The organism is Pseudomonas taetrolens, assembly GCF_900475285.1.
GTDB lineage: Bacteria > Pseudomonadota > Gammaproteobacteria > Pseudomonadales > Pseudomonadaceae > Aquipseudomonas > Aquipseudomonas taetrolens.
Genome location: NZ_LS483370.1, coordinates 547,905 through 570,928 on the forward strand (window position 1 = coordinate 547,905; position 23,024 = coordinate 570,928).

The 23,024-nt window shown below is 58.5% G+C and carries 23 protein-coding genes; 13 read left to right on the top strand and 10 right to left on the bottom strand.

The window, feature by feature from the left end; translation table 11 throughout:
• Positions 1-46: 46 nt before the first annotated feature.
• Complete coding sequence (gene uvrA / locus DQN55_RS02710; RefSeq protein ID WP_048378421.1) at positions 47-2,881, bottom strand: excinuclease ABC subunit UvrA; 2,835 nt, start codon at positions 2,879-2,881, stop codon at positions 47-49.
• 196 nt (positions 2,882-3,077) lie between these two features.
• Here uvrA and DQN55_RS02715 point away from each other — a divergent pair, with 196 nt between their 5' ends.
• Positions 3,078-4,469, top strand: a complete 1,392-nt coding sequence (locus tag DQN55_RS02715; protein ID WP_048378420.1) for an MFS transporter — start codon at positions 3,078-3,080, stop codon at positions 4,467-4,469.
• A gap of 9 nt (positions 4,470-4,478) precedes the next feature.
• Entirely contained in the window at positions 4,479-5,003 is a 525-nt protein-coding gene (locus DQN55_RS02720) for a single-stranded DNA-binding protein (RefSeq protein ID WP_048378419.1), read from the top strand.
• 96 nt (positions 5,004-5,099) lie between these two features.
• On the opposite strand, the gene DQN55_RS02725 is transcribed toward DQN55_RS02720, so the two are convergent.
• Positions 5,100-6,290 (bottom strand): MFS transporter, encoded by a 1,191-nt coding sequence (locus DQN55_RS02725; protein ID WP_048378418.1) that lies wholly within the window; start codon positions 6,288-6,290, stop codon positions 5,100-5,102.
• Between the two features lie 111 nt (positions 6,291-6,401).
• Here DQN55_RS02725 and DQN55_RS02730 point away from each other — a divergent pair, with 111 nt between their 5' ends.
• The 4 genes from DQN55_RS02730 to DQN55_RS02745 all read left to right on the top strand — a co-directional run bounded on the left by DQN55_RS02730 (position 6,402) and on the right by DQN55_RS02745 (position 11,578).
• Positions 6,402-7,310: a LysR family transcriptional regulator gene (locus DQN55_RS02730; RefSeq protein ID WP_048378417.1), complete on the top strand. Its 909-nt coding sequence runs from the start codon at positions 6,402-6,404 to the stop codon at positions 7,308-7,310.
• A 202-nt stretch (positions 7,311-7,512) separates the two neighbouring features.
• Positions 7,513-9,627, top strand: coding sequence for a mechanosensitive ion channel family protein (locus tag DQN55_RS02735; RefSeq protein ID WP_048378469.1), 2,115 nt, complete (start codon positions 7,513-7,515; stop codon positions 9,625-9,627).
• A gap of 144 nt (positions 9,628-9,771) precedes the next feature.
• The gene (locus tag DQN55_RS02740; protein ID WP_048378416.1) at positions 9,772-10,656 is read left to right on the top strand and encodes a sugar nucleotide-binding protein; all 885 of its coding nucleotides are present in this window, start codon (positions 9,772-9,774) and stop codon (positions 10,654-10,656) included.
• Positions 10,649-11,578 carry an NAD-dependent epimerase/dehydratase family protein gene (locus tag DQN55_RS02745; protein ID WP_048378415.1) on the top strand — a complete coding sequence of 310 codons (930 nt, stop codon included), beginning with the start codon at positions 10,649-10,651 and terminating at the stop codon, positions 11,576-11,578. The genes DQN55_RS02740 and DQN55_RS02745 overlap by 8 nt, the downstream gene beginning before the upstream one ends.
• Before the next feature lie 53 nt (positions 11,579-11,631).
• Here DQN55_RS02745 and DQN55_RS02750 read toward each other — a convergent pair whose 3' ends face one another.
• The 5 genes from DQN55_RS02750 to DQN55_RS02770 all read right to left on the bottom strand — a co-directional run bounded on the left by DQN55_RS02750 (position 11,632) and on the right by DQN55_RS02770 (position 15,669).
• Positions 11,632-12,327, bottom strand: a complete 696-nt coding sequence (locus DQN55_RS02750) for an OmpW/AlkL family protein (protein WP_048378414.1) — start codon at positions 12,325-12,327, stop codon at positions 11,632-11,634.
• A 170-nt stretch (positions 12,328-12,497) separates the two neighbouring features.
• On the bottom strand, positions 12,498-13,028 hold the full coding sequence (locus tag DQN55_RS02755; RefSeq protein WP_048378413.1) for a DUF3299 domain-containing protein: 531 nt from the start codon (positions 13,026-13,028) through the stop codon (positions 12,498-12,500).
• A gap of 10 nt (positions 13,029-13,038) precedes the next feature.
• On the bottom strand, positions 13,039-14,304 hold the full coding sequence (locus tag DQN55_RS02760; protein WP_048378412.1) for an ABC transporter permease: 1,266 nt from the start codon (positions 14,302-14,304) through the stop codon (positions 13,039-13,041).
• Position 14,305: 1 nt separating this feature from the next.
• The gene (locus tag DQN55_RS02765; protein WP_048378411.1) at positions 14,306-15,016 is read right to left on the bottom strand and encodes an ABC transporter ATP-binding protein; all 711 of its coding nucleotides are present in this window, start codon (positions 15,014-15,016) and stop codon (positions 14,306-14,308) included.
• A gap of 83 nt (positions 15,017-15,099) precedes the next feature.
• Positions 15,100-15,669: a DUF2796 domain-containing protein gene (locus DQN55_RS02770; protein ID WP_048378410.1), complete on the bottom strand. Its 570-nt coding sequence runs from the start codon at positions 15,667-15,669 to the stop codon at positions 15,100-15,102.
• 134 nt (positions 15,670-15,803) lie between these two features.
• Between DQN55_RS02770 and DQN55_RS02775 the strand changes: the two genes are divergently transcribed.
• Positions 15,804-16,145 carry a hypothetical protein gene (locus DQN55_RS02775; RefSeq protein WP_048378468.1) on the top strand — a complete coding sequence of 114 codons (342 nt, stop codon included), beginning with the start codon at positions 15,804-15,806 and terminating at the stop codon, positions 16,143-16,145.
• 207 nt (positions 16,146-16,352) lie between these two features.
• Here the strand turns inward: DQN55_RS02775 and DQN55_RS02780 are convergent, their stop codons facing one another.
• From DQN55_RS02780 to DQN55_RS02790, 3 genes are read right to left on the bottom strand one after another with little or no spacing between them, the layout of a single operon-like run.
• A complete protein-coding gene (locus DQN55_RS02780; protein WP_048378409.1) occupies positions 16,353-17,231 on the bottom strand; it encodes a thioredoxin family protein in 879 nt (292 codons plus the stop codon).
• Positions 17,232-17,262: 31 nt separating this feature from the next.
• Positions 17,263-17,952 carry a class I SAM-dependent methyltransferase gene (locus DQN55_RS02785; protein WP_048378408.1) on the bottom strand — a complete coding sequence of 230 codons (690 nt, stop codon included), beginning with the start codon at positions 17,950-17,952 and terminating at the stop codon, positions 17,263-17,265.
• Positions 17,949-18,398 (bottom strand): YbaY family lipoprotein, encoded by a 450-nt coding sequence (locus DQN55_RS02790; RefSeq protein WP_048352674.1) that lies wholly within the window; start codon positions 18,396-18,398, stop codon positions 17,949-17,951. The genes DQN55_RS02785 and DQN55_RS02790 overlap by 4 nt, the downstream gene beginning before the upstream one ends.
• Before the next feature lie 137 nt (positions 18,399-18,535).
• On the opposite strand from DQN55_RS02790, the gene nrdR reads away from it, so the two are divergent.
• The 6 genes from nrdR (at position 18,536) to nusB (ending at position 23,009) form a co-directional block, all read left to right on the top strand.
• Positions 18,536-19,000, top strand: coding sequence for a transcriptional regulator NrdR (nrdR, locus tag DQN55_RS02795; RefSeq protein ID WP_162199342.1), 465 nt, complete (start codon positions 18,536-18,538; stop codon positions 18,998-19,000).
• On the top strand, positions 18,997-20,130 hold the full coding sequence (gene ribD, locus DQN55_RS02800) for a bifunctional diaminohydroxyphosphoribosylaminopyrimidine deaminase/5-amino-6-(5-phosphoribosylamino)uracil reductase RibD (protein WP_172601017.1): 1,134 nt from the start codon (positions 18,997-18,999) through the stop codon (positions 20,128-20,130). Before nrdR ends, ribD begins: the two co-directional genes overlap by 4 nt.
• A 46-nt stretch (positions 20,131-20,176) precedes the next feature.
• A complete protein-coding gene (locus tag DQN55_RS02805; protein ID WP_048378405.1) occupies positions 20,177-20,836 on the top strand; it encodes a riboflavin synthase in 660 nt (219 codons plus the stop codon).
• Between the two features lie 16 nt (positions 20,837-20,852).
• Entirely contained in the window at positions 20,853-21,944 is a 1,092-nt protein-coding gene (gene ribBA, locus DQN55_RS02810) for a bifunctional 3,4-dihydroxy-2-butanone-4-phosphate synthase/GTP cyclohydrolase II (RefSeq protein WP_048378404.1), read from the top strand.
• Between the two features lie 91 nt (positions 21,945-22,035).
• Positions 22,036-22,512 (top strand): 6,7-dimethyl-8-ribityllumazine synthase, encoded by a 477-nt coding sequence (gene ribH, locus DQN55_RS02815; RefSeq protein ID WP_003444275.1) that lies wholly within the window; start codon positions 22,036-22,038, stop codon positions 22,510-22,512.
• Entirely contained in the window at positions 22,509-23,009 is a 501-nt protein-coding gene (gene nusB, locus DQN55_RS02820) for a transcription antitermination factor NusB (protein ID WP_048378403.1), read from the top strand. Before ribH ends, nusB begins: the two co-directional genes overlap by 4 nt.
• Positions 23,010-23,024 lie beyond the last annotated feature (15 nt).

Genomic DNA, 23,024 nt, shown 5'->3' on the forward strand with positions numbered 1-23,024 from the left:
GCCCCTGCCATCGAGAGATGACAGGGGCTTTTTTTCATGCGCAGATTTAATCTCTGTCGCGTATCAGCAAGGGCTTCAAGTAAAAGCCCGTGTGAGATTGCGTCATTTCGGCAACCTCTTCCGGTGTGCCGACCGCAATGATCTGACCGCCTTTAGAGCCGCCTTCAGGCCCCAGATCCACCAGCCAGTCAGCCGTCTTGATCACGTCCAGGTTGTGCTCGATCACCACCACGGTGTTGCCGTGGTCGCGCAGACGATGCAGTACATCCAGCAACTGCTGTATGTCGGCAAAGTGCAGACCTGTCGTAGGCTCATCGAGGATATACAGCGTCTTGCCTGTATCGCGCTTGGACAGTTCGCGGGATAGCTTGACTCGCTGCGCCTCACCGCCTGACAACGTCGTGGCTGACTGCCCCAGCTTGATATAGGAAAGACCTACATCCATCAGGGTTTGCAGCTTACGCGCCAGAGCCGGTACGGCATCGAAGAACACCCGGGCTTCCTCGATGGTCATCTCGAGGGTTTCGTGGATGCTCTTGCCCTTGTATTTGATCTCCAGGGTTTCGCGGTTGTAGCGCTTGCTTTTGCACACATCGCACGGCACATAGATATCCGGCAAAAAGTGCATTTCCACCTTGATCAAACCGTCGCCCTGACACGCCTCACAGCGGCCGCCCTTGACGTTGAACGAGAACCGGCCAGGTCCGTAGCCCCGGGAGCGTGATTCCGGTACACCGGCAAACAATTCGCGAATCGGGGTAAACAGCCCGGTGTAAGTCGCAGGGTTGGAACGAGGGGTACGACCAATCGGGCTTTGGTCGATATCCACGACTTTGTCCAGATGTTCCAGGCCTTTGATGCTGTCGTGAGCCGCCGCTTCAAGAGTGGTTGCACCATTCAGGGCTGTGGCGCTGAGCGGATACAGGGTGTTGTTGATCAGTGTCGACTTGCCCGAGCCCGAAACCCCGGTCACGCAGGTCAGCAGCCCAAGCGGGATTTCCAGGTCCACATTGCGCAAGTTGTTACCGCGGGCGCCCTTGAGCGACAACGTCAGCTTTTTATTGCGCGGCGTACGTTTGGCGGGTACGGCGATCTTCACCCGGCCCGACAGGTATTTGCCGGTTAACGAGTCAGGGTGTGCCATCACCTCGGCGGGTGTGCCTTCAGCAACAATGTGTCCACCATGAACCCCGGCCCCGGGGCCGATATCCACTACATAATCAGCCAAGCGAATGGCATCTTCATCGTGCTCCACCACGATCACGGTGTTACCGATGTCACGCAGATGCTTGAGTGTTCCCAGCAGACGGTCGTTATCACGTTGATGCAAGCCAATGGATGGCTCGTCGAGGATATACAACACACCGACCAGGCCAGCACCGATCTGACTGGCCAAGCGAATACGCTGGGCTTCACCGCCCGACAGGGTGTCGGCGCTGCGATCCAGTGACAGATAGTCGAGACCCACATTCACCAGGAACTGCAGGCGTTCGCGAATTTCCTTAAGGATCTTGTCGGCGATTTCGCCACGACGCCCGGTCAGGCTCAGCGTACTGAAATATTCGGTTGCATCACCAATAGGCAGATTGGTCACGGCCGGCAAGGTTTTCTCGCCCACCCACACGTGACGGGCTTCGCGACGCAGGCGCGTGCCCCTGCAATCAGGGCAAGACTGGGTGCTGAGAAACTTGGCCAGTTCTTCACGTACGGTGGCTGATTCGGTCTCGCGGTAGCGGCGCTCAAGGTTCGGCACGATCCCTTCAAAGGGGTGCGCGCGCTTCACGATGTCACCGCGATCATTCAGGTAGCGGAAATCAACGTTTTGGGTGCCGCTGCCATACAGAATGACTTTTTGCTTGTCGGCCGCCAGTTCACTGAACGGCACCTCGAGGCTGAAGTCGTAATGCTTGGCCAGCGCCCCGAGCATCTGGAAGTAATAAACGTTGCGCCGGTCCCAGCCGCGAATTGCGCCTTCGGCAAGGGTCAGCTCGCCATTGACCAGACGTTTGATATCAAAAAACTGCTTAACCCCCAACCCATCACAGGTAGGACAAGCGCCAGCCGGATTGTTGAAGGAAAACAGCTTGGGTTCGAGCTCACTGATTGCGTGTCCGCAGATCGGGCAGGCGAAGCGGGCGGAGAAGATCATCTCTTCGCCGGGCTCATCGTCCATCGGTGCAACCAGGGCGATGCCGTCAGCCAGCTTCAGCGCGGTCTCGAACGATTCCGCCAGACGCTGTTGCAGGTCTGCACGGACCTTGAAGCGGTCAACCACCACATCGATGGTGTGCTTCTTCTGCTTGTCGAGCTTGGGCAACTCGTCCAGCTCGCACAGCTTGCCGTTTACCCGCGCCCGTACAAAGCCCTGAGCCCGCAACTCTTCAAACACGGAAAGGTGCTCGCCCTTGCGCTCGCGAATGACCGGTGCCAGCAGCATGAGCTTGCTGCCTTCGGGCTGGGCCAACACCAGGTCGACCATCTGGCTGACAGTCTGGGCTTCCAGTGGAATGTCGTGATCTGGACAGCGGGGAATGCCGACGCGTGCATAGAGCAGGCGCAGGTAGTCGTAAATCTCGGTAATGGTGCCGACAGTGGAGCGGGGGTTGTGCGAAGTGGATTTCTGTTCGATGGAAATAGCGGGCGAAAGACCTTCGATGGTATCGACGTCGGGCTTTTCCATCATCGACAGGAACTGACGCGCATAGGCCGACAGCGACTCAACGTAACGGCGCTGGCCTTCGGCATATAAAGTGTCAAACGCCAGGGATGATTTGCCGGAGCCAGACAGTCCGGTGATGACGATCAGTTTGTCCCGTGGCAGGGTCAGGTCGATGTTCTTCAAGTTGTGGGTTCGTGCCCCACGTATCAGGATCTTGTCCACTGCGGCCTCGCTTGGCGGGCATAACATAAACGAATGAGTATACGGATCTGTGCGAAAGCTGTGCAGGTCCTTAATGGCACGTAGTCATTATCGGCCTTTATAACTTTTGCGTGACAAAGCGTCGCGCATCCCTCGTGTGTGTGCTGTTACTCGATGGGACTGGTAGAATCGCCGCCGGTTCACATGAGGTTTTTCCATGCACGATCCCTACAGCGAACGCATGAGTGGCAGCGAGACCCGAGCAGCAAGCGGTCTGGCCCTTGTGTTCGCCTTCCGTATGCTGGGCATGTTTATGGTGTTGCCGGTACTGGCGACCTATGGAATGGACCTGGCAGGAGCGACGCCGGCCCTGATTGGTTTGGCAATTGGCGCTTATGGCCTGACTCAGGCTATTTTTCAGATTCCGTTCGGGGTTATCTCTGACCGTATTGGCCGTCGTCCCGTGATCTATCTGGGATTGATCGTCTTCGCGTTGGGTAGCGTGCTGGCGGCGAATTCAGATTCGATCTGGGGTGTTATCGCCGGACGTATCCTGCAAGGTGCCGGTGCTATTTCTGCTGCGGTGATGGCATTGCTCTCGGACCTGACCCGCGAACAACATCGCACCAAGGCCATGGCCATGATCGGCATGACCATTGGTTTGTCGTTTGCTGTCGCGATGGTGGTGGGGCCGTTGCTGACCCGGGCCTTTGGCTTGTCGGGGTTGTTTTTGGCAACGGGTGTGATGGCGCTGGCAGGGATTGTGATCGTCATGTTCATGGTGCCGCGCTCGACCGGCACCTTGCAGCATCGTGAATCCGGCGTAGCCAGGCAGGCCTTGCTGCCGACCCTGCGTCACCCGGACCTGCTGCGTCTGGATCTGGGCATTTTTGTGTTGCACGCCATGTTGATGTCGAGCTTCATCGCATTGCCGCTGGCGTTGGTCGAAAAAGCCGGCCTGCCCAAAGAGCAACATTGGTGGGTCTACCTCACGGCCTTGCTGATTTCATTTTTCGCCATGATTCCGTTCATCATCTACGGCGAAAAGAAACGCAAAATGAAACGAGTTTTACTCGGCGCCGTCGTGACGTTGATGCTCACTGAGCTATTCTTCTGGCAGTTCGGCAATAGTTTGCGAGCGCTGGTGATCGGAACCGTGGTGTTTTTCACGGCGTTCAACCTGCTGGAGGCATCGTTGCCTTCGCTGATCAGCAAGGTGTCACCGGCAGGTGGCAAGGGCACCGCGATGGGGGTGTATTCGACCAGTCAATTCCTGGGGTCGGCACTGGGCGGCATTCTCGGCGGCTGGTTATTCCAGCATGGCGGTCTGTCGGTTGTGTTCCTCGGATGCGCAGGTCTGGCTGCACTCTGGCTTGTCTTTGCTGTTACCATGCGCGAACCGCCGTATGTGACAAGCCTGCGTTTGCCGTTATCGCCTGAGGCGCTTCGCGAAGCAGGTCTGACCGAACGTTTAAAGGCTGTTGCTGGCGTGACAGATGCAGTGGTGGTAGCCGAAGAGGCTGCCATTTATATCAAATTGGACACCGAACTATTGGATCGCGCGACACTCGAGCAGTTGGTTAATCCAGCGCCGACGTGCGAAGCCTAGGAGAACGTTATGGCCCGTGGGGTTAACAAAGTTATATTGGTCGGCACATGCGGCCAGGATCCCGAAGTTCGCTACTTGCCTAACGGTAATGCCGTGACCAACCTGAGTCTGGCAACCAGCGAACAGTGGACTGACAAGCAAACCGGTCAAAAAGTCGAAAAAACCGAATGGCACCGTGTATCGATGTTCGGCAAGGTCGCTGAGATCGCGGGTGAATACCTGCGTAAAGGTTCGCAGGTCTACATCGAAGGCAAGCTGCAGACCCGCGAGTGGGAAAAAGACGGTATCAAGCGTTACACCACTGAAATCGTGGTCGACATGCAAGGCACCATGCAACTGCTGGGTGGCCGCCCACAGGGCGACCAACAAAACCAGGGCGGTGGTAATAACTACCAGCAATCCGCTCCGCGCCAGCAGGCTCAACGCCCTGCGCCGCAACAGCAGCCACAGCGCGAGTCGCGTCCAGCGCCGCAACAGCAGGCAGCACAACCTGCTCCGGATTTCGACAGCTTCGATGACGATATCCCGTTCTAGGTTACATGAGGTCAGGCTGCCGTTTACGAACGGCATGCCCAACCAAAAAAAGGCCCGTCGCTGATTCAGCGACGGGCCTTTTTGTTGGGTGCGGGTTTACGTGCGGCGCATTAGTAGCAGGGCGACCACGATTGCGAGGCCGGCGATGCCTGCCGAGATCATTCCCAATGATTCCAGCCCGAAGTGACGAATGCCCAGTCCGCCCAGAATCGCGCCCAATCCGATCCCGGCATTGGCGGCTGAGATGTTCATGGTGGCCGCGAGTGCCTGAGCCTTGGCACCTGCGCGCATGACCCGAACCTGGCAAATCGGGAACAGTGCGGTATAGGCGATACCCCACACAATCAGTGCCACGATCAACCATCCGTGTTGCGATGCCAGCGGCGTGGCAGCCAGCATGCCGATGGCCAGTAAGACCAGAAACAGCACCGTTGAGCCTAGCGGACTCCGGTCAACCAGACGCCCGCCGAAATGATTGCCTAGCATGCCCACGGCACCAAAGCCCATCAGCCACCATCCGACTTGACCCGGCGCGATCCCCGCCAGTCGTTGCAAGGTGTCAGCCAAATAGGTGTAGGCGGTGAACATGGCGGTGAACGCCAAGGTAGAAAGCGCAACGTGAGCCAGAAAGCGCGGGTCTTTGAAAATGCCGGTCTGCTTATCTCCCGTAGTGCGTTGGGGAGCTGATGGCAGCGCTGGCATAAAGAGGCGGATCAACAGGCCTATCAGCAAGCACAGGGCGGCCAGTATCCAGAAGCTCCCACGCCAGCCAACGGAGTCCGCGGCCAGGGTGCCAAGCGGGATACCAAACACCAGCGCAGCGGAAATACCCATATAAACGTTGGCAACGGCTTTGCCGGCATGTGCCGGACCGGCCAGTTGCCCGGCGGTTTCGCTGGCGGTGCCCCAAAACACCGGGAGCAGTAGCGCTGGAATGAAACGGGCGAGTGCAAGTACCCAAATATTGGGCGCCAGGGCTGCCAGAACATTGGATGCCGCGAACACCAGCAGGATGCAGGTGAACAGCTGTCTGCGATCGATATGAGCAAGCCGGGCGGTCAGGATAGGACCGAACAGCATCACAGTGAAGGCGAACAGCGTCACCAGTTGTCCCGCCATGGCGATGGAGACACCCAGGTCTTTGGCCAGCGCGGGCAGTAGACCGATGATCAAAAATTCAGTGGTCACAATCACGAATGCGGCTATGGCCATGATGGTGATTTGCAGGCCCGTTTGTGATCGGGTGGCGCTACCGACTACTGGGGCGGTCAATGATGAAGAGGGCATGTGTGTTGCTCTATGAAAAAATCAGAGCGTCAGTTTATTAGAGAAGTAAGTTCATATTGAGGCTATAAACTACGCAATGATGTGAATTCAAATCGCTAATGGTGCGCTGCCATGTTCTCTTCCGAACGCCTGAAAGGCATTGATGTATTTGTCTGTGTTGCAGAAACAGGCAGTTTTACGGCCGCAGCCGAGCGTCTGAACTTGACCGGTTCAGCCATCAGCAAAGGCATTGCTAGATTGGAGGCGCGACTCGACATTCGACTGTTCAATCGGACCACCCGCAGGCTCTCGCTGACCGATGCCGGGGTCAGGTTTTACCGGACCTGTACCAACGTGCTGGGAGAGTTGGAGGAGGCAGAAATGGCCCTCCATGCCCAGAATACCGAGCCCATGGGGCGCGTGCGCATCGACTTGCCAGCAGCCTACGGTCGCCTGCATGCGCTGGGCGTTATTTTGCGATGCGTTGCAGACCATGCATTGCTGCTTCCCCATATCTCGTTCTCTGACCGCTTCGTTGATCCTGTCGAAGAAGATATCGATATTGTCGTGCGCATTGGTGGGTCGGATATTTGGCCGGATGCCCTGGGGCGGCGTTACCTGGGGACGGAGCGCCTGGTTTTTTGTGCCTCGCCACACTATTTGATGAAGCACGGTGAGCCCCGGACTGAGCATGATCTGGAACACCACAGTTGCGTGGTGTACGCCCGTGGTGATGGCATGGTCAACCCTTGGCACTTTGCCGGTACTCATGGGGGCGGTACCGAGCGTCGCGTTCTGCCTGCACGTATTGCCGTTGGGGACGGCGAAGGTCAGGCGGCAGCTGTCCTGGCCGGGCAGGGCATTGCGCAACTTCCGACCTGGCTGATCAAACAAGCGCTGGAGGCGGGCACGCTGGTGGAAGTCTTGCCGCATCTGGCCACCGACGGCTCGCCGCTGAATTTGGTCTGGCTCAAGCGTCGGCAGTCGCAACCCAAGGTCAGCGTGTTGCTGGAGGCGCTGGGTGCATCATTGACCTCCTGATCAAATCCGGGCGAGCCCTTTGGGCATATGTTGGCTCAGGACAGGCATTGTCATGTGTCATGAGCCGGTTTCTGAACGAAGTTACGGACTCCCTCCGACAGTTGGCTACGCTGTAACTCAAGAAACAGGACGATCGGGCTGAAAAGCGGCGTGGTTGTCCACTTTCATTCAGTTCAGCGATGCCCAAGAGGGACCACCGGTTTTGTTTAAATTCAAAACAGCTATTTTGCTCATCATCCTGTTGCTCACAGGGAATGGCATCCTTCAGGCGGCACCCACGCTGGCTTCCGTGATCAAGGCCGAAGAAGTCGATGGCAAGCCGCCTGTGCTGGTCAACGGTGGGTTGCTTGGGGCACTGGGTGCTGGAATGGATGAAGTCCAGGGGCGGTTGGGTTTGAGCATGCACCTGCTGGATGGCTGGCGCTTGCGTGCAGCACGGGCAGGGGAAGAGGCTGAAGTGCTCGCCGAGCAGGCCTATGAACATCCCTCCTGGAATGCGGCCGCCGATTTCCTCATTGTATCCGTCACCTGGTTTGCCGCTTTCATAGGATTAATGCTGCTCGCACGGTTGGTGCTCAACTATGTGTGTAGCCGTCGCGTGACTCAAAACAAGGTACGGGTGAAGTCCCTGCTGGGCTATGCGCTGCCGTATCTGTTTCCGGCGATGATCGCTTTGCCATTGACGTTGTCTGTCAGTCGTTTTTTACAGGACTCAATGGGTGTCTCGCTGGCGCTCAGTCTCGCGTATGCCAGCAGTGGTGGGGTTTTCTGCGCGGCGCTGGTGCTGACCATGAATGCAATGTTCGATGTCGGGCACAAGCGCCGCGCGGTGGATATCATTCGCCGGACGGCTCCGCGCTCTTTGTTTGTAATCGGTTTTTCCGCGGCCCTGAGTGATGCGCTTAACAGCCTGAAAATAGCCTGGCAAATAGGTGTCAATCTCGCCAGTTGCTTGTCGGTTGTGGCAGGACTGATTGCGTGTATCGCATTTGCTCATTTGGTGGTCAGGTTGCGGCGTCCGGTGGCGCACCTGATTCGCAATCGGGCATTGGCACAGCGTTTGGGGCAGCCGGCGCTTCAAGAGTCCCTGCGGATCTTTTCAGTGCTGTGGTATTGGCCCATTCTGCTGATGCTGCTGGTGTCGGCGTTCAACCTGCTGGGGGTGGGCGAAAGCAGCGAGCGAACCTTGCGCAACGCCTTGATGACTTCGGGCTTGCTGATTGGCACCGTGTTTTTAAGTACCACGCTGCACCATTGGTTCAGGACCGCCCCTCGAAGCAGCGGTGCGTATAAAGTGCGTTTGCTTAATGTGATGTATGCCGTTCTGCGGATTGTCCTGGCCGTGACCTTTATCGAGCTGCTGGTACAGATCTGGGGTTTTTCCCTGTTGGCATTTGCTTCAGACAGCAGTACGGGTAAGGTCATCAGCGATTCACTGGGGCATATTTTATTGATTTTGTTGGTGACGTGGCTGGCCTGGGTGGTGCTCGATACCGCGATCCAGCAGGCCTTGCAGCCTACCGTTAACCGACGGGGGAGCCGGGAGCCAAGCACCCGCACCAAGACCATCCTGCCGTTGTTGCGCAACGCGATCAAAGTGATTCTGGTGGTGGTGTGTACCATCACTACCATGGCCAATCTGGGGGTCAACGTCGCGCCCTTTCTTGCCGGTGCCGGGGTGATCGGGCTGGCAATCGGCTTTGGTTCTCAGCAGTTGGTACAAGACGTGATCACGGGGCTGTTCATTATTATTGAAGACACCATTTCGGTCGGCGACTGGGTGGTGGTGGACTCCAATCATTCTGGCACCGTCGAGGGACTGACCATTCGCACCTTGCGTCTGCGCGATTCTCGCGGCTTTGTGCACTCGGTTCCGTTTGGTCAGATCAAGGTGGTCATTAACCATTCCCGTCAATTTGCGTACGCCTTCTTTTCGGTGCAGTTCACCTATGACTCCGATATGGACAAAGCCACTGAGGTGATCCGCGAGGCTGGTCAGCAGATCAGTGATGACCCTTTGCTCAGTCTTAGCCTGCAAGGTTCACTGACCATTTTTGGGGTCGATAGCATGAGCCTGGACGGGGTGGTGATTACCGCGCAGTTTCGTACGGTCTCCGGTGCTCAGAACACCATCAGCCGTGCCTTCAACGCCCGACTTAAAAAGCTTGTGGATAAGTCCGCGGATGTACACTTTGCACAACATTATCCACAGGGCTTTCTCATGCCGGTGCGAGAGACCGAAGGCCGCGCTGAATCGGCCACGGTCAAGCAGCAGCCTGCGGTGTTACTGACCGACATCCCGCCACAGTCACAATGATGGCCAATGACTCGGGACACAGTTTGTCAGTGACGACAGGCAGATAAACCCGCAAAATACGTGGGTCATAAACATGACCAACAGTTTGCACGGTTGGTTTCTGGTATATATCACCGTTCTGAATAGACTGAGCCTGCACACTCTATGCGAATGCGCCTTATGTTATTGGGCGGCGGAAATGCTCTCGGGCAGGCGCTGATTCGTCTCGGTGCCGAGGAAGACATCAACTTCCTGGCCCCGCGTCCGCCGCAAGACGGTTGGGACGCTGCGAGCCTGACGCAACTGCTGGATGACACCCGTCCGGATGCCGTTATCAACCTTGCTTACTACTTCGACTGGTTTCAGGCGCAGGCGGTGAGCGAGAACCGTCTTGCTGGTCAGGAGCGTGCTGTCGAGCGTTTGGCAGAGCTGTGCCAGCACCACAACATGATTTTGCTGCAGCCTTCCAGCTATCGCGTTTTCGATGGCTCGCGTGCGACGGCCTACAGTGAAAAGGACGAACCTGTTCCGCTGGGGCTACGCGGTCAGGCGTTATGGCGCATCGAGCAAAGTGTACGCGCCATTTGCCCGCAACACGTCCTGCTGCGTTTCGGCTGGTTACTCGACGACAGCGCCGAAGGCACTCTGGGCCGTTTTCTGGCCCAGGCAGAAAAACCTGAAGAGTTGTTGATGGCGGATGACCGTCGGGGTAACCCGACGCCCGTCGATGATGCGGCCCGCGTTATCATCTCGGTCCTCAAGCAACTGGACTGTGCAGCACCGCTCTGGGGTACTTATCACTACGCCGGGCATGAGGCGACCACGCCACTGGCGCTGGGACAAGCGATTCTCAGCGAAGCTCGCCATCTGCACCCGCTGGCCATCGAAGCGCCGACGCCCCAGGCCCATGCCGCACGCCCGGATGCCGCCGAAGAGCCTCAGCATGCCGTACTGGCGTGCAAAAAAATTCTACACACGTTCGGGATCAAGCCTCGCGCCTGGCGCGCAGCACTTCCGACATTACTGGACAGGTTTTATCGTCATGGTTGATGCACCCGTTTTAATCACTGGCGGCGCCGGCTTCATTGGGTCCAACCTCGTGGATGTCCTGCTGGCCAAAGGATATGCCGTACGGATCCTCGACGACATGTCGACCGGCAAGCGCAGCAACTTGCCAATGGACAACCCGAAGCTCGAACTGATTGAAGGTGACGTGGCGGATGCAGCGCTGGTGGCCAAGGTGATGGATGGCTGCAGTGCAGTGGTTCATCTGGCGGCTGTAGCCTCGGTGCAGGCGTCGGTGGACGACCCGGTACGCACTCATCAAAGCAACTTTATCGGCACTTTGAATGTTTGCGAAGCCATGCGTAAAGCGGGCATCAAGCGGGTTGTATTTGCCTCCAGTGCCGCGGTTTACGGTAACAACGGGGAAGGCGAGTCGATTGTTGAAGACACCCCCAAGGCGCCGCTGACACCTTACGCGTCAGACAAACTGTCCAGTGAGTACTACCTGGATTTCTACCGCCGGCAACACGGTCTTGAGCCGATCATTTTCCGCTTCTTCAACATTTATGGCCCACGGCAGGATCCTTCTTCTCCGTACTCAGGTGTCATCAGCATCTTTAGCGAGCGTGTAGAAAAGGGCCTGCCCATCACCATCTTTGGCGATGGTGAGCAAACCCGCGACTTCGTATACGTCGGTGATCTGGTGAAGATCCTGTTGCAGGCCATCGAGGCCCCGGATGTTGAAGAGGGTGCAATAAACGTTGGGTTGAACAAGGCCACCAGCCTCAAGCATATGCTCGAAGCTCTGCGTGAAGTCGTTGGCCAGTTGCCGGTGATCAGCTACGTGCCGGCCCGTCCGGGTGATATCCGTCATTCGCGTGCCGACAATAGCCGCCTGTTGCAACGCTTCAGTCTCGGCCAAACCACGCCGATGAGCGAAGGCCTGGCGCGTTTGCTCGGTCGTTAATACGCAACCCACAAAAAAGGCGCCTTTCGAGGCGCCTTTTTTAGGTGTCTGATTTAGAACTTGTAGCCCAGACCTACCATGTAAACCCACGGATCCACGTCAACGTTGACCTTGGCCCGGGTGCCACCGGCGACGGCGTTGTTATCCACATAGGCTCGGGTATCGATGTCGATATAACGGGCCTGGGCGTTGATCATGATGTTGTCAGTCAGCATGTAGTCCGCGCCCAACTGCCAAGCCATGCCCCACGAGTTTTTCGCCCGGAAGTTGTCGAAGCCTTCAGCGCTGGCGCGGCTGCCCACGTGCTCGTCATAGATCCAGGTGTAGTTGATGCCGGCACCCACGTAAGGCTGGAACACCGATTTGGAGTCCAGTGGGTAATAGACGACGCTCAGGGTCGGTGGCAGGTGCTTGAGAGTACCGAGCTTGCCGTTGGCCGCGGCCAGGCCGGTGCCTTTGAGTTTGACGTCATGCTCGAACGGCGTCGCAGCCAGCAGCTCGATCCCGATGTTGTCGGTGATCATGTACGCAAAGTTGAGGCCCAGCTGGGTGTCGCTGCTCATGGTCGCCTTGCCGCCCAAATCGGCGCCCGCCAACGGACCGCGATCAACCTTGACGCTGGAGCTGTCGGCTTTCGGGTTTACCGTAATTGCACCGGCGCGGACGATGATGTCGCCTTCAGTGTGCGCGTGGGCAAGCGGGGCGACGGCGAGCGCCAGGATCGCGGCACTGAGCAAAGACTTGTGCATGGAGGGCTCCATTGGGATATTTAAAAGTTATAACCAATGGTAATGAGCACGGGGCCTCGCTCAGTTGACCCAGCTCAATGAAAATGTGAAGTTGTGAAAAATTCGTTAATTGACACCCGCACCCGCACCCGCCAGCGCCAGGCCGGAGGGAGCGTGTCATGGGCTTTTAACTACTCGGGTAATTCGTAGACCAGGATCTTCTGGGCATCCATCTGATAGCCCGCATCGGCCAGATCGCTGGTGCTCGGCTTGACCTGCATCGCGCCTACGATCCAGTAGGGTTGGTATAACTCGTCGAGCTTGACCCCTTCCTTGCTGGTTACGTGCACGATCTGGTTCGACGGCGGGGGCGGCACGTGGATGCAGGCGCCAAAGTACGGCACCAGCAGGAAGTCCGTAGTGCGACCTTCTTCGTTCACTTCAAGCGGTACGATATACCCCGGCAAACGAATCACCTGACCGTCCAGCGCAGGGACAACCGGCGCATTGGGCATACCTTGCCTGGCAGCGGGGGCCGCTTCCGGGTCAAGGTTGCCCAACTGAGACAGGTCGTGCATCGGAGCCATGTCGGGGGCTTCAGAGGGCGCGTCCGGCGGCACCATCTCTGACCATGTCAGCTCTCTCGGCTGGGCCGCCCACAGGGGCATGGCAACCAGTAGCAGTAGCGCCAGCAACAGGCGCGATATCGACGTGCTTTTCATAAACCGATGCTCATAAACGAATGGACAGGCCATCGGCCAGCGATTGCCGGTAAGCGCGCCATGCGGGCACGCAGCCCATTAGCAGGGCGGCCGCCAGAATACCGCCGAGCAGCGTCCATTCATATTCACTTGGCCACGCCAAGGGCAAATAGAGCCCGTAATTTGCTTGCACGTAACCTTGGGCCACAGCGATACACACATACAACAACCCGACGCCGGCAACGACGCCCGCCAATGCCAGCGCCAGGGCTTCGAACACCAGCAGGGTTGCAATATGCCAGGGGCGGGCGCCGACCGAGCGCAGAATCGCCATCTCGCGTCGGCGTTCATTCAAGCTGGTCAGAATGGCAGTAAGCATGCCGATCAACCCGGTCAGTACGACGAACAGTGACACGACAAACAGCGCCTTTTCAGCGGTGCTCATCAAACTCCAGAGTTCCTGCAATGCGACGCCGGGCAAGATCGCCATCATTGGCTCGCCGCGAAACTCATTGATTTCCCGTTGCAGGGCAAAGGTCGAGATCTTGCTGTTCAGGCCCAGCATGAATGCGGTGATGGCCTGTGGGGTGAGGTCAAGGTTGCGCGCTTGATCGGCGCTGATGCGCCCCGCACCACGGGCAGGAACGCCGTTTTTCCAGTCGATATGGATCGCCTCCATACCGCCGAGGCTGATGTGCAGCGTGCGATCCACCGGAGTCCCGGTGCGCTTGAGAATACCCACGACGGTAAAGGGTTTGTCGTCATGCTTGACCAGGCTGACGGCGGCTACGCCGTGAGCCAGCACCAGTTTGTCGCCCAGTTTGTAATGCAGTGCGTCAGCCACTTCGGCACCGAGTACCACCTCAAACGGATCACTGACAAACGCGCGACCGTCGGCCAGTTGCAAGTGTTGTCGATGACCGTATTGGTAGTGCTCGAAATACGCTTCGCTGGTGCCCATCACCCGATAACCGCGATGGGAGTCGCCGAGAGACATGGGAATGGCCCATTTCACTTTCGGGTTGTGGGCGAAGTGCTCAAAGCTGTCCCAGCGAATATTGTTGGTGGCATTGCCGATGCGAAACACCGAATACAACAACAGATTGACCGACCCCGAACGTGCGCCGACGATCAGGTCGGTGCCGCTGATGGTACTGGCAAAGCTGGCGCGGGCTTCGGTGCGCACACGTTCGACCGCCAGCAGCAGGCACACCGACAGGGCAATGGCGAACGCCGTCAGCACTGCGGTAAAACGGCGGTTAGCCAGGCTGGCCAGGGCTAGACGAAACAAATACATCTCAGACCTCAGCCGACAGAGCGGCACGATTGAGTTCAGACAACGACAGGTGACGGTCGAAAAGGGGTGCCAGGCTTTGGTCGTGACTGACAAACAGCAAGCTGGCACCGGCCTCGCGGCATTCGGCGAACAGCAACTGGATAAACGCTTCGCGCGCGTCGGCATCGAGGGCCGAGGTGGGTTCGTCGGCAATCACCAGCTCGGGCTGACCGATCAGGGCGCGGGCGGCCGCGACCCTTTGCTGTTGGCCGATGGACAGTGAATCGGCACGGCGACCCAGCAGTGCCGGGTCTTTCAGGCCCAGATGCGCCAGCAGCGTCCGGGCGGCGTTATCGACGCTGCCATGACGCTGTACCGCGCGGCTGGCGCGCAATTTGGAGAAGTGACACGGCAACTCAACGTTCTCGCGCACCGACAAGAAGGGCAGCAAATTGAATTGCTGGAAGATATAGCCTGTGTGATCGACCCGAAAACGATCGCGAGCCCCGGAGCCGAGTTCACTCAATTCCTGGCCCAGCAAACGGATACTGCCGCTGTTGGCCTTTTGCACGCCGCCGAGCAACCCCAGCAATGTAGTTTTGCCGCTGCCGCTTGGGCCTTTGAGAAACAGGGTCTCGCCCGCTTCCAGGCGAAATGCTGGAATATCCAGCAGCACGGGATGTCCCGGCCAGCTGAAACTCAGGTCGCTGAGTTCGATCAGTGCTTGGGTCATGGAGAAAAAATATCGCCTGCAATGGGATGGGTGCGCTTTGTCGCCGTTGCCAGGGGCCGCGACGACGCACGCATGATCATCGGTTAAAACTTCAATGTGGCTGCTTTCGGCGTGACGTCCACACCTTGCTGGCCGCTTGGGCCGATCAGTTGTACCTGAATTTTTTGCGTGGCGGGGAAGGTCTTGAAGAGCTGAGTCAGGTCCAGGGTTTTCAGCGCCGCCGGGCTGCTGCACGTGAACTCATAGCTGGCGTGGATTTCACTGTGCTGGTGTTTGCTTTCGTCGCTGGCGTGAGCATGTTCGGGCGCATCACCGAACAGCGGGCTTTCCAGTTCTTGCGCGGTCTCAAGGCACCCGGCAGCCTGTGGCAGGCTGAACAGCACCGTTGATTGTTCCAGTTTGGCGCGTGCGTCCGTGACTTTTTTCTTGTCAGCGGCGGTGCTGGCTTCGTGCTCGAAACCCACCAGGTTCATGGCCGGGCTTTCGAGCTCCAGTTCCAGGGTCTGGCCATCCAGCGCCGCATTCAAGCGTGCCACCCCATGTTCATGAGCCTCGAGGCTGCCATGTTCATGGTCGTGATCATGTTCGTCGGCTGCGTGAGTCATGGCTAGCGGCAACAGGGCGAACGGCAAGGCGAGAAGAAAACGGCGCATAGCGTGACTCCGGCAGGGAAGATGAACGATTTGTTATGTGATCTTATAACAATGTTGCGAGAGTTTGCCCGTGTGCTTGGCGATACGCAAGACGCGTGGGAGCATGGCGTCATGAAACTTTTGGAGCAGCAATGATGGTACGCATACGCGGAACGATCGGTGACTGGCCGGTGGACCTGACGGTGGAGCTGGATGAGAACGACTGGGCGCAACTGGGTGCGCAGGTACAGACAAGCGCCCCGGCCAGTGCGGCGGCAGTGGCCAGGCCCGTCAGTCAGGACGATGCGGTGTGGGAGATGACCAAGGAGTTGTTGCGTAAGGCGGGGCAGATGACCGGCCCTGAACTGCTCGGACAACTGGAGGCGCTGACGGGCAGCACAGCGTCTGGCAAGCGTTTGCTGGTGCGTCTGCGCCACAGCAGCGAGGTGAAAGTGGTGAGCGGCGAGGACTCGCCGGTGTACCGCTGGATCGAGTAGCACGCCGCAAACACACCAGTCCGGTAGATACTCTGTTGCCAGGCAAGCACCGCAGCCTTCGTACCTCGGCTACAAGACTGTAGCAGTTACCGAGCTCAGCGAGGCTACGTCCGGCTGCGCAGCTGCCGTAAAGCCCGGTGTACATATCCATTGATGCCTGCGGCGCAGAGCCTCCACTCGGCCTGCCGAAAGGGGTAGCGTTCGGGGTCAGTACAGCGCGGCAAACAGCTTGCGGCGGTAAGTGGTGACCAGCGGATGATCGTTGCCCAGCAGGTCGAACACTTGCAGCAGCGTCTTGTGGGTGATGCCTTCGTTATAGCTGCGGTTGCGGATAAACAGCTTCAACAGGCCTTCCAGCGCGCCTTCATATTGCTGGCGTGCCAGCTGTTGAATCGCCAGTTGATAGGCCGCTTCATCGTCCAGCGGATTCTGCGCCACGCGGGTTTTCAAGTCGGCGACATCGGGCAAGTCCGCAGCCTGACGCAAAAAGGTCAGCTGGGCCTTGGCACCCGCCAGTTCGGCTTTGTGTTCGTCGCTTTTGACCGCATCCAGCACGGCCTGAGCTTCAGTCAGTTCGCCGCGTTCGGCCAGGCAGCGGCCATAGAGGATCAGTGCTTTCGCGTTGCTGTTGTCTTCGGTCAGGATATTTTTGAGCAAGGCTTCGGCATCCGCGAAGCGGCTTTCGGCAAACAGGGCCTGAGCTTGCACCATTGGGTCTTCAGCGGCAGGCTCGGGCATCACGACGTGCGGTGCGAGCATGGCGCGGATGGCCGAGTCCGGCTGTGCTTCCTGGAAGCCGTCGACCACTTTGCCGTCTTTAAACAGCACCACTGTGGGCAGGGTTTGAATCCCGATACGTCCAACGATGTCCTGTTCGGTGTCACAGTTGACCTTGGCCAGGAGCAATTCGCCCTGATAGTCCTCGGCAATTTGTTCCAGAAGGGGCAGCATCACTTTGCACGGTGCGCACCACTCGGCCCAGAAATCGACCAGAACAGGTTGCTCGAACGAGGCTTCGACCACCTGCTTGTCAAAGTCTGCTGACGTTACGTCGAAGCTATAAGAAGTAGGCTTGGGCTGATTCATTGTGGTTCTCGAAACAGGTAAATGAGGGCAACTATAAAGGCTGGATGGGCAGGCTGAAAGCCGCGCGACCGCGTTGTGCGTGGTACAGGCTCACGTTGCGAAACTCATGGGGTTCGGCCAGGTCAGGCAAGGTCAGTGCCTTGAGCATTTCCAGCGGCTGATACAGTGGGTGCCTGAAGTCCCGTACCCGAGAGTCGGCGACCAGTGCCTGCTGGCCGCGGGTCAAAAACTGATCCAGCAGCGGCAGGTTCTCTCGGTCGTAGAGCACGTCCGCCACCAGGATCAGATCAAAACGGTCGGCCTCGGCGAAGAAGTCGCTGGAATAACCGAGCTGCACATCATTGAGTTCGGCGTTCGCCCGGCAGGCGCTCAATGCCAGCGGATCAAGATCGCAGGCGAGCACCTCGAGAGCGCCAGCCTTGGCGGCTGCAATCGCGGCGACACCGGAGCCGGTACCAAAATCCAGTACCCGCTTGCCGTACACCCACTGCGGCTGCTCTGCCAGATAACGTGCCAGCGCCAGGCCGCTGGCCCAGCAAAAAGCCCAATAAGGCGGTTCGTAGAGAATGCGCCGGGTCTCGTCCGGAGTGAAGGCGCGATCCATGTTCCGGGCGTCGATCAGCCACAGCTTCAACGAAGTTTCTGGCAAGTCCGTGATGACCAGGCGGGCATCGCCCAGCAGTTCACTCAATGACAGTTGCAAGTCGAGCGGTGTATTCATGGCGCTTTGACAAGGGCCAGAGTTCCCAGCGTTTGGGTCGTGGGCTGGTTGATGATTCGGGAAGGCAAGTGCAGAATCAATTGCCCTGACTGGCTGGCACGCCCGCGCAGTTCGACCCGTGCGCCGGCCGGAAAAGCCTGGGGGTTGAAGCGCAACTTGAATGGCAGCGGCTGGTTATTGCCGGCAATCTTGCTGCTGGCCATCAGTCCCTGTGGGCGCCCGCGCTCGTCGACGATCAACATGGCCAGCTCAACCTCGGCCCCCGCCGGAACCCCGGTCAACACGCCACTCAGCTCGCGCTGGTAGGCGGGTAAAGGCCCCAGGTCTGCCGGCGCATCGGTTTTGGGTTGGGGCAGCGATTGAGGCTGTGCCGATTTTGGCGGTTCACTGCTACACGCGACCAGTAAACTCGCCAGGCACAGCAAAACAATCGTTCGTAGCGGCATACAAGGCTCCACGGCAAGTCAGTCGATGCATCAATTGGGTAAAACATAGTCGGACGACTGTATACCGTAAAGCCTATGGCTTGTCTTGCCAGTGGGATGCGCTAACATGGCGCTCCCCATTTTTGTTGGCTGCCACCATGCACTGTCCCTTCTGCGGTGCCAACGACACTAAAGTCATTGACTCGCGTCTGGTTGCCGAGGGCGATCAGGTGCGTCGCCGGCGTGAATGCCTGGCCTGTGGTGAACGTTTCACCACCTTTGAAACAGCTGAGTTGGTCTTACCGCGCCTTATCAAGCAAGACGGCAGTCGTCAGCCGTTCGACGAAGACAAACTGCGTGCCGGCATGCAGCGTGCGCTGGAAAAGCGCCCGGTGAGTGTCGAGCGTCTTGAAGCCGCGCTGGCTCATATCAAGAGCAAGCTTCGCGCCACAGGCGAGCGCGAGGTCAAATCGCTGGTCGTCGGTGAGCTGGTCATGAGCGAACTGCAAAAGCTCGATGAAGTGGCCTATATCCGTTTTGCCTCGGTCTATCGACGTTTTCAGGACCTCAACGAGTTCCGCGAAGAGATCGACCGACTTGCCCGTGAGCCATCAAACAAATGACTGTGTCCACTGAGCAATCTGTTTTGGATGCCCATTACATGACACGTGCCATCGAATTGGCGCGCAAAGGGCTGTACACCACCCATCCCAATCCCCGCGTGGGTTGCGTCATCGTGCGTGACGGCCAGATTGTGGGCGAGGGCTGGCACGTTCGCACGGGCGAGCCGCATGCCGAAGTCCACGCCCTGAGGGCGGCGGGCGAACGGGCGCGAGGGGCCACGGCCTACGTCACGCTTGAGCCCTGCAGCCACCATGGGCATACGCCACCGTGTGCCGAAGGGCTGATCAATGCCGGTGTGGCGCGGGTGGTTGCAGCCATGCAGGACCCTAACCCGGAAGTCGCTGGCCGAGGTCTCAAACGCCTGGCCGATGCCGGCATCGACGTGTGCAGCGGCGTGCTCGAGGCCGAGGCACGAGCGTTGAACCCGGGCTTTCTCAAGCGCATGGAACACGGCCTGCCATTTGTACGGGTCAAGCTGGCCATGAGCCTCGATGGACGCACAGCGATGGCCAGCGGTGAAAGCCAATGGATCACCGGGCCTGCTGCTCGTTCAGCCGTGCAACGCCTGCGTGCCCAGGCCAGCGTGGTATTGACCGGTGCCGATACGGTACTGGCCGATGGTGCGCGACTGACCGTTCGCGGCGATGAGCTGGGCCTTGATGCCGAGCAGACCGCATTGGCCTTGAGTCGCCCCCCTTTGCGGGTGCTGGTCGACGGGCGCTTGCGAGTGCCGCTGGATGCACCGTTCTTCAAGGCCGGTCCGGCGCTGGTTGCCACCTGTGTGCCTCCCGCCGAGCAATACCGCACGGGCCCGGAATGCCTGGTGATTCATGGCACCAACGGTCAGGTCGATTTGCGACAATTGCTGGTTGCCCTGGCCGCCCGCGGGGTCAATGAAGTTCTGGTCGAGGCGGGACCGAGCCTGGCAGGTGCTTTCGCCGAACAAGACCTTGTGGATGAGTACCAGATCTTTTTTGCGGCCAAGTTTTTGGGTTCAACGGCGCGGCCCTTGCTGGAGCTACCATTGACCCGGATGAGCGAAGCGACAGAGCTCAAGATCATTGAAATGCGAGCGGTGGGTGATGACTGGCGAGTCACAGCCATACCTGTGCCATCAGCCCGCGTATAATTCTCAGCCTCCGTTTAACGCAGGCTTGGTTCTCAAGGGGAACGCCATGTTTACCGGCATCATCGAATCGATCGGCACCATCCGTGCACTGACGCCAAAGGGCGGGGATGTGCGGGTTTCAGTGGACACTGGCAAGCTCGACCTGAGCGACGTCAAACTCGGCGACAGCATTGCGATCAATGGCGTTTGCCTGACCGCAGTAGAGCTGCCGGGCAATGGTTTTTCGGCTGACGTCAGCCGAGAGACACTTGATTGCACCGCCTTCAATGCGCTGAAAAGCGGAAGCCGGGTCAACCTGGAGAAGGCACTGACCCCGACCACGCGTCTGGGTGGCCATCTGGTGAGCGGTCATGTTGATGGTGTGGGCGAGGTGATTTCCCGTGAAGAGAACGCTCGTGCCATCGAGTTTCGTATTCGTGCGCCCAAAGAACTGGCCAAATACATCGCGCACAAGGGTTCGATCACCGTCGACGGCACCAGCCTGACCGTGAATGCCGTGAATGGCGCCGAGTTCTCGCTGACGATCATTCCGCATACCTTGAGCGAAACCATCATGGACGACTACCGTCCGGGTCGCCGGGTCAACCTCGAAGTCGACCTGCTGGCGCGTTACCTTGAGCGTCTGCTGCTGGGTGACAAGGCGGCCGAACCGACAGGCACCATCAGCGAAAGTTTTCTGGCCGCCAACGGCTACCTAAAATCCTGAAATAAGGGGGTGCCGCGTGGCGCTCAACAGCATCGAAGAACTGGTCGAAGACATCCGCCAAGGCAAGATGGTTATCCTGATGGATGACGAAGACCGCGAGAACGAAGGCGACCTGATTATGGCCGCCGAGTGCTGCAAGGCCGAGCACATCAACTTCATGGCGCGTTTTGCCCGTGGCCTGATCTGCATGCCGATGAGCCGTGAACGCTGCGAACTGCTGAAGTTGCCGTTGATGGCGCCGCGCAACGGTTCCGGCTTTGGCACCAAGTTCACTGTGTCGATTGAAGCTGCCACCGGCGTCACCACCGGGATTTCCGCCGCCGATCGTGCGCGCACCGTGCAAGCGGCCGCTGCCCGCGATGCCAAGGCTGAAGACATCGTCAGTCCGGGTCATATCTTCCCGCTGATGGCCCAGGCTGGCGGCACCCTGGCCCGCGCCGGACACACTGAAGCTGCCTGCGATCTGGCGCGCATGGCCGGCTTTGAGCCGAGCGGTGTGATCTGTGAAGTCATGAATGACGACGGCACCATGGCCCGTCGGCCCGAGCTGGAAACATTCGCCGCTGAACACGGCATCAAAATCGGCACCATTGCCGACCTTATTCATTACCGGATGATCCATGAACGTACCGTTCAGCGGATTGCCGAGCAGCCACTGGACAGCGAACTGGGCCAATTCAACCTGGTGACCTATCGTGATTCTGTGGAAGGTGATGTGCACATGGCACTGACCCTGGGCAATATTTGCGCCGACGAACCGACGCTGGTGCGTGTGCACAACATGGACCCGCTGCGTGACCTGCTGATGGTCAAGCAGCCCGGCCGCTGGAGCTTGCGCGCCGCCATGAGTGCGGTGGCCGAGGCCGGCAGCGGTGTAGTGCTGTTGCTGGGGCATCCGCTGGATGGTGATGTATTGCTGGCACATATCCGTGAAACGGCTGATTCGTTGCCGGTGAAAAAACCGACCACTTACAGCATCGTGGGTGCCGGTTCGCAGATCCTGCGTGACCTCGGTGTGCGCAAAATGCGCCTGATGAGTTCACCGATGAAGTTCAATGCCATATCCGGTTTCGATCTGGAAGTTGTAGAATACGTGCCCTCCGAATAAAGACCTGACATTTTCAGCCTTGAATTCGTGGCCCAATATCCTAAAGAACGCACGCGAGTGCGTTCTGGCTCTTTAATACGAGACATACCGAATGACCCTGAAGACCATCGAAGGTACCTTCATCGCCCCTAAAGGCCGCTACGCACTCGTAGTGGGCCGCTTCAACAGCTTCGTCGTCGAAAGCCTGGTGAGTGGTGCCGTTGATGCCCTGGTTCGCCACGGTGTGAACGAAAGCGACATCACCATCATCCGTGCTCCGGGTGCGTTCGAAATTCCGCTGGTTGCGCAGAAGGTTGCCCAGCGCAACGAATTCGCCGCCATCATCGCCTTGGGCGCCGTGATTCGTGGCGGTACTCCGCACTTCGAATACGTTGCCGGCGAATGCACCAAGGGCCTGTCCCAAGTGTCCATGCAGTTTGGCGTACCGGTTGCGTTCGGTGTGCTGACCGTTGATTCGATCGAACAAGCGATTGAGCGTTCCGGCACCAAGGCCGGTAACAAAGGCGCTGAAGCTGCCTTGTCTGCCCTTGAAATGGTCAGCCTGTTGGCACAGTTGGAGGCCAAGTGATTTCCGACGAAAGCGATCGTTTCAACCCGCGCGATCCAAAGCCTGCGGACGCTGGCAAGCCATCCAAGAGCGCCAAGCGCCGCGAAGCGCGTCAGCTCGCGACTCAGGCACTGTATCAGTGGCACATGGCCAAGCACTCGTTGAACGAAATCGAAGCGCAGTTCCGCGTCGATAACGACTTCACCGACGTTGATGCGGCCTACTTCCGCGAGATCCTGCATGGCGTGCCTGCACACCGTGGCGAAATCGATGCGGCCCTGGTGCCGTGCCTGGATATCACCCTGGATGAGCTGGACCCGGTTGAACTGGCCGTGCTGCGCCTGTCTACCTGGGAACTGATCAAGCGTGTCGATGTGCCTTACCGCGTTGTGATCAACGAAGGCATCGAGCTGGCCAAAGTTTTCGGTTCCACCGACGGACACAAGTTCGTCAACGGTGTACTCGACAAACTGGCGCCACGCCTGCGTGAAGCTGAAGTAAAGGCTTTCAAGCGCTAAATTGCGCTGTCGGCC

Excerpts from the sequence above, each read along its gene's own strand:
- DQN55_RS02715 (WP_048378420.1), top strand. The coding sequence starts at position 3,078 with ATGCACGATCCCTACAGCGAACGCATGAGTGGCAGCGAGACCCGAGCA.
- DQN55_RS02720 (WP_048378419.1), top strand. The coding sequence starts at position 4,479 with ATGGCCCGTGGGGTTAACAAAGTTATATTGGTCGGCACATGCGGCCAG.
- DQN55_RS02725 (WP_048378418.1), bottom strand. The coding sequence starts at position 6,290 with ATGCCCTCTTCATCATTGACCGCCCCAGTAGTCGGTAGCGCCACCCGA.
- DQN55_RS02730 (WP_048378417.1), top strand. The coding sequence starts at position 6,402 with ATGTTCTCTTCCGAACGCCTGAAAGGCATTGATGTATTTGTCTGTGTT.
- DQN55_RS02740 (WP_048378416.1), top strand. The coding sequence starts at position 9,772 with ATGCGAATGCGCCTTATGTTATTGGGCGGCGGAAATGCTCTCGGGCAG.
- DQN55_RS02745 (WP_048378415.1), top strand. The coding sequence starts at position 10,649 with ATGGTTGATGCACCCGTTTTAATCACTGGCGGCGCCGGCTTCATTGGG.
- DQN55_RS02750 (WP_048378414.1), bottom strand. The coding sequence starts at position 12,327 with ATGCACAAGTCTTTGCTCAGTGCCGCGATCCTGGCGCTCGCCGTCGCC.
- DQN55_RS02755 (WP_048378413.1), bottom strand. The coding sequence starts at position 13,028 with ATGAAAAGCACGTCGATATCGCGCCTGTTGCTGGCGCTACTGCTACTG.
- DQN55_RS02760 (WP_048378412.1), bottom strand. The coding sequence starts at position 14,304 with ATGTATTTGTTTCGTCTAGCCCTGGCCAGCCTGGCTAACCGCCGTTTT.
- DQN55_RS02765 (WP_048378411.1), bottom strand. The coding sequence starts at position 15,016 with ATGACCCAAGCACTGATCGAACTCAGCGACCTGAGTTTCAGCTGGCCG.
- DQN55_RS02770 (WP_048378410.1), bottom strand. The coding sequence starts at position 15,669 with ATGCGCCGTTTTCTTCTCGCCTTGCCGTTCGCCCTGTTGCCGCTAGCC.
- DQN55_RS02775 (WP_048378468.1), top strand. The coding sequence starts at position 15,804 with ATGGTACGCATACGCGGAACGATCGGTGACTGGCCGGTGGACCTGACG.
- DQN55_RS02780 (WP_048378409.1), bottom strand. The coding sequence starts at position 17,231 with ATGAATCAGCCCAAGCCTACTTCTTATAGCTTCGACGTAACGTCAGCA.
- DQN55_RS02785 (WP_048378408.1), bottom strand. The coding sequence starts at position 17,952 with ATGAATACACCGCTCGACTTGCAACTGTCATTGAGTGAACTGCTGGGC.
- DQN55_RS02790 (WP_048352674.1), bottom strand. The coding sequence starts at position 18,398 with ATGCCGCTACGAACGATTGTTTTGCTGTGCCTGGCGAGTTTACTGGTC.
- nrdR (WP_162199342.1), top strand. The coding sequence starts at position 18,536 with ATGCACTGTCCCTTCTGCGGTGCCAACGACACTAAAGTCATTGACTCG.
- ribD (WP_172601017.1), top strand. The coding sequence starts at position 18,997 with ATGACTGTGTCCACTGAGCAATCTGTTTTGGATGCCCATTACATGACA.
- DQN55_RS02805 (WP_048378405.1), top strand. The coding sequence starts at position 20,177 with ATGTTTACCGGCATCATCGAATCGATCGGCACCATCCGTGCACTGACG.
- ribH (WP_003444275.1), top strand. The coding sequence starts at position 22,036 with ATGACCCTGAAGACCATCGAAGGTACCTTCATCGCCCCTAAAGGCCGC.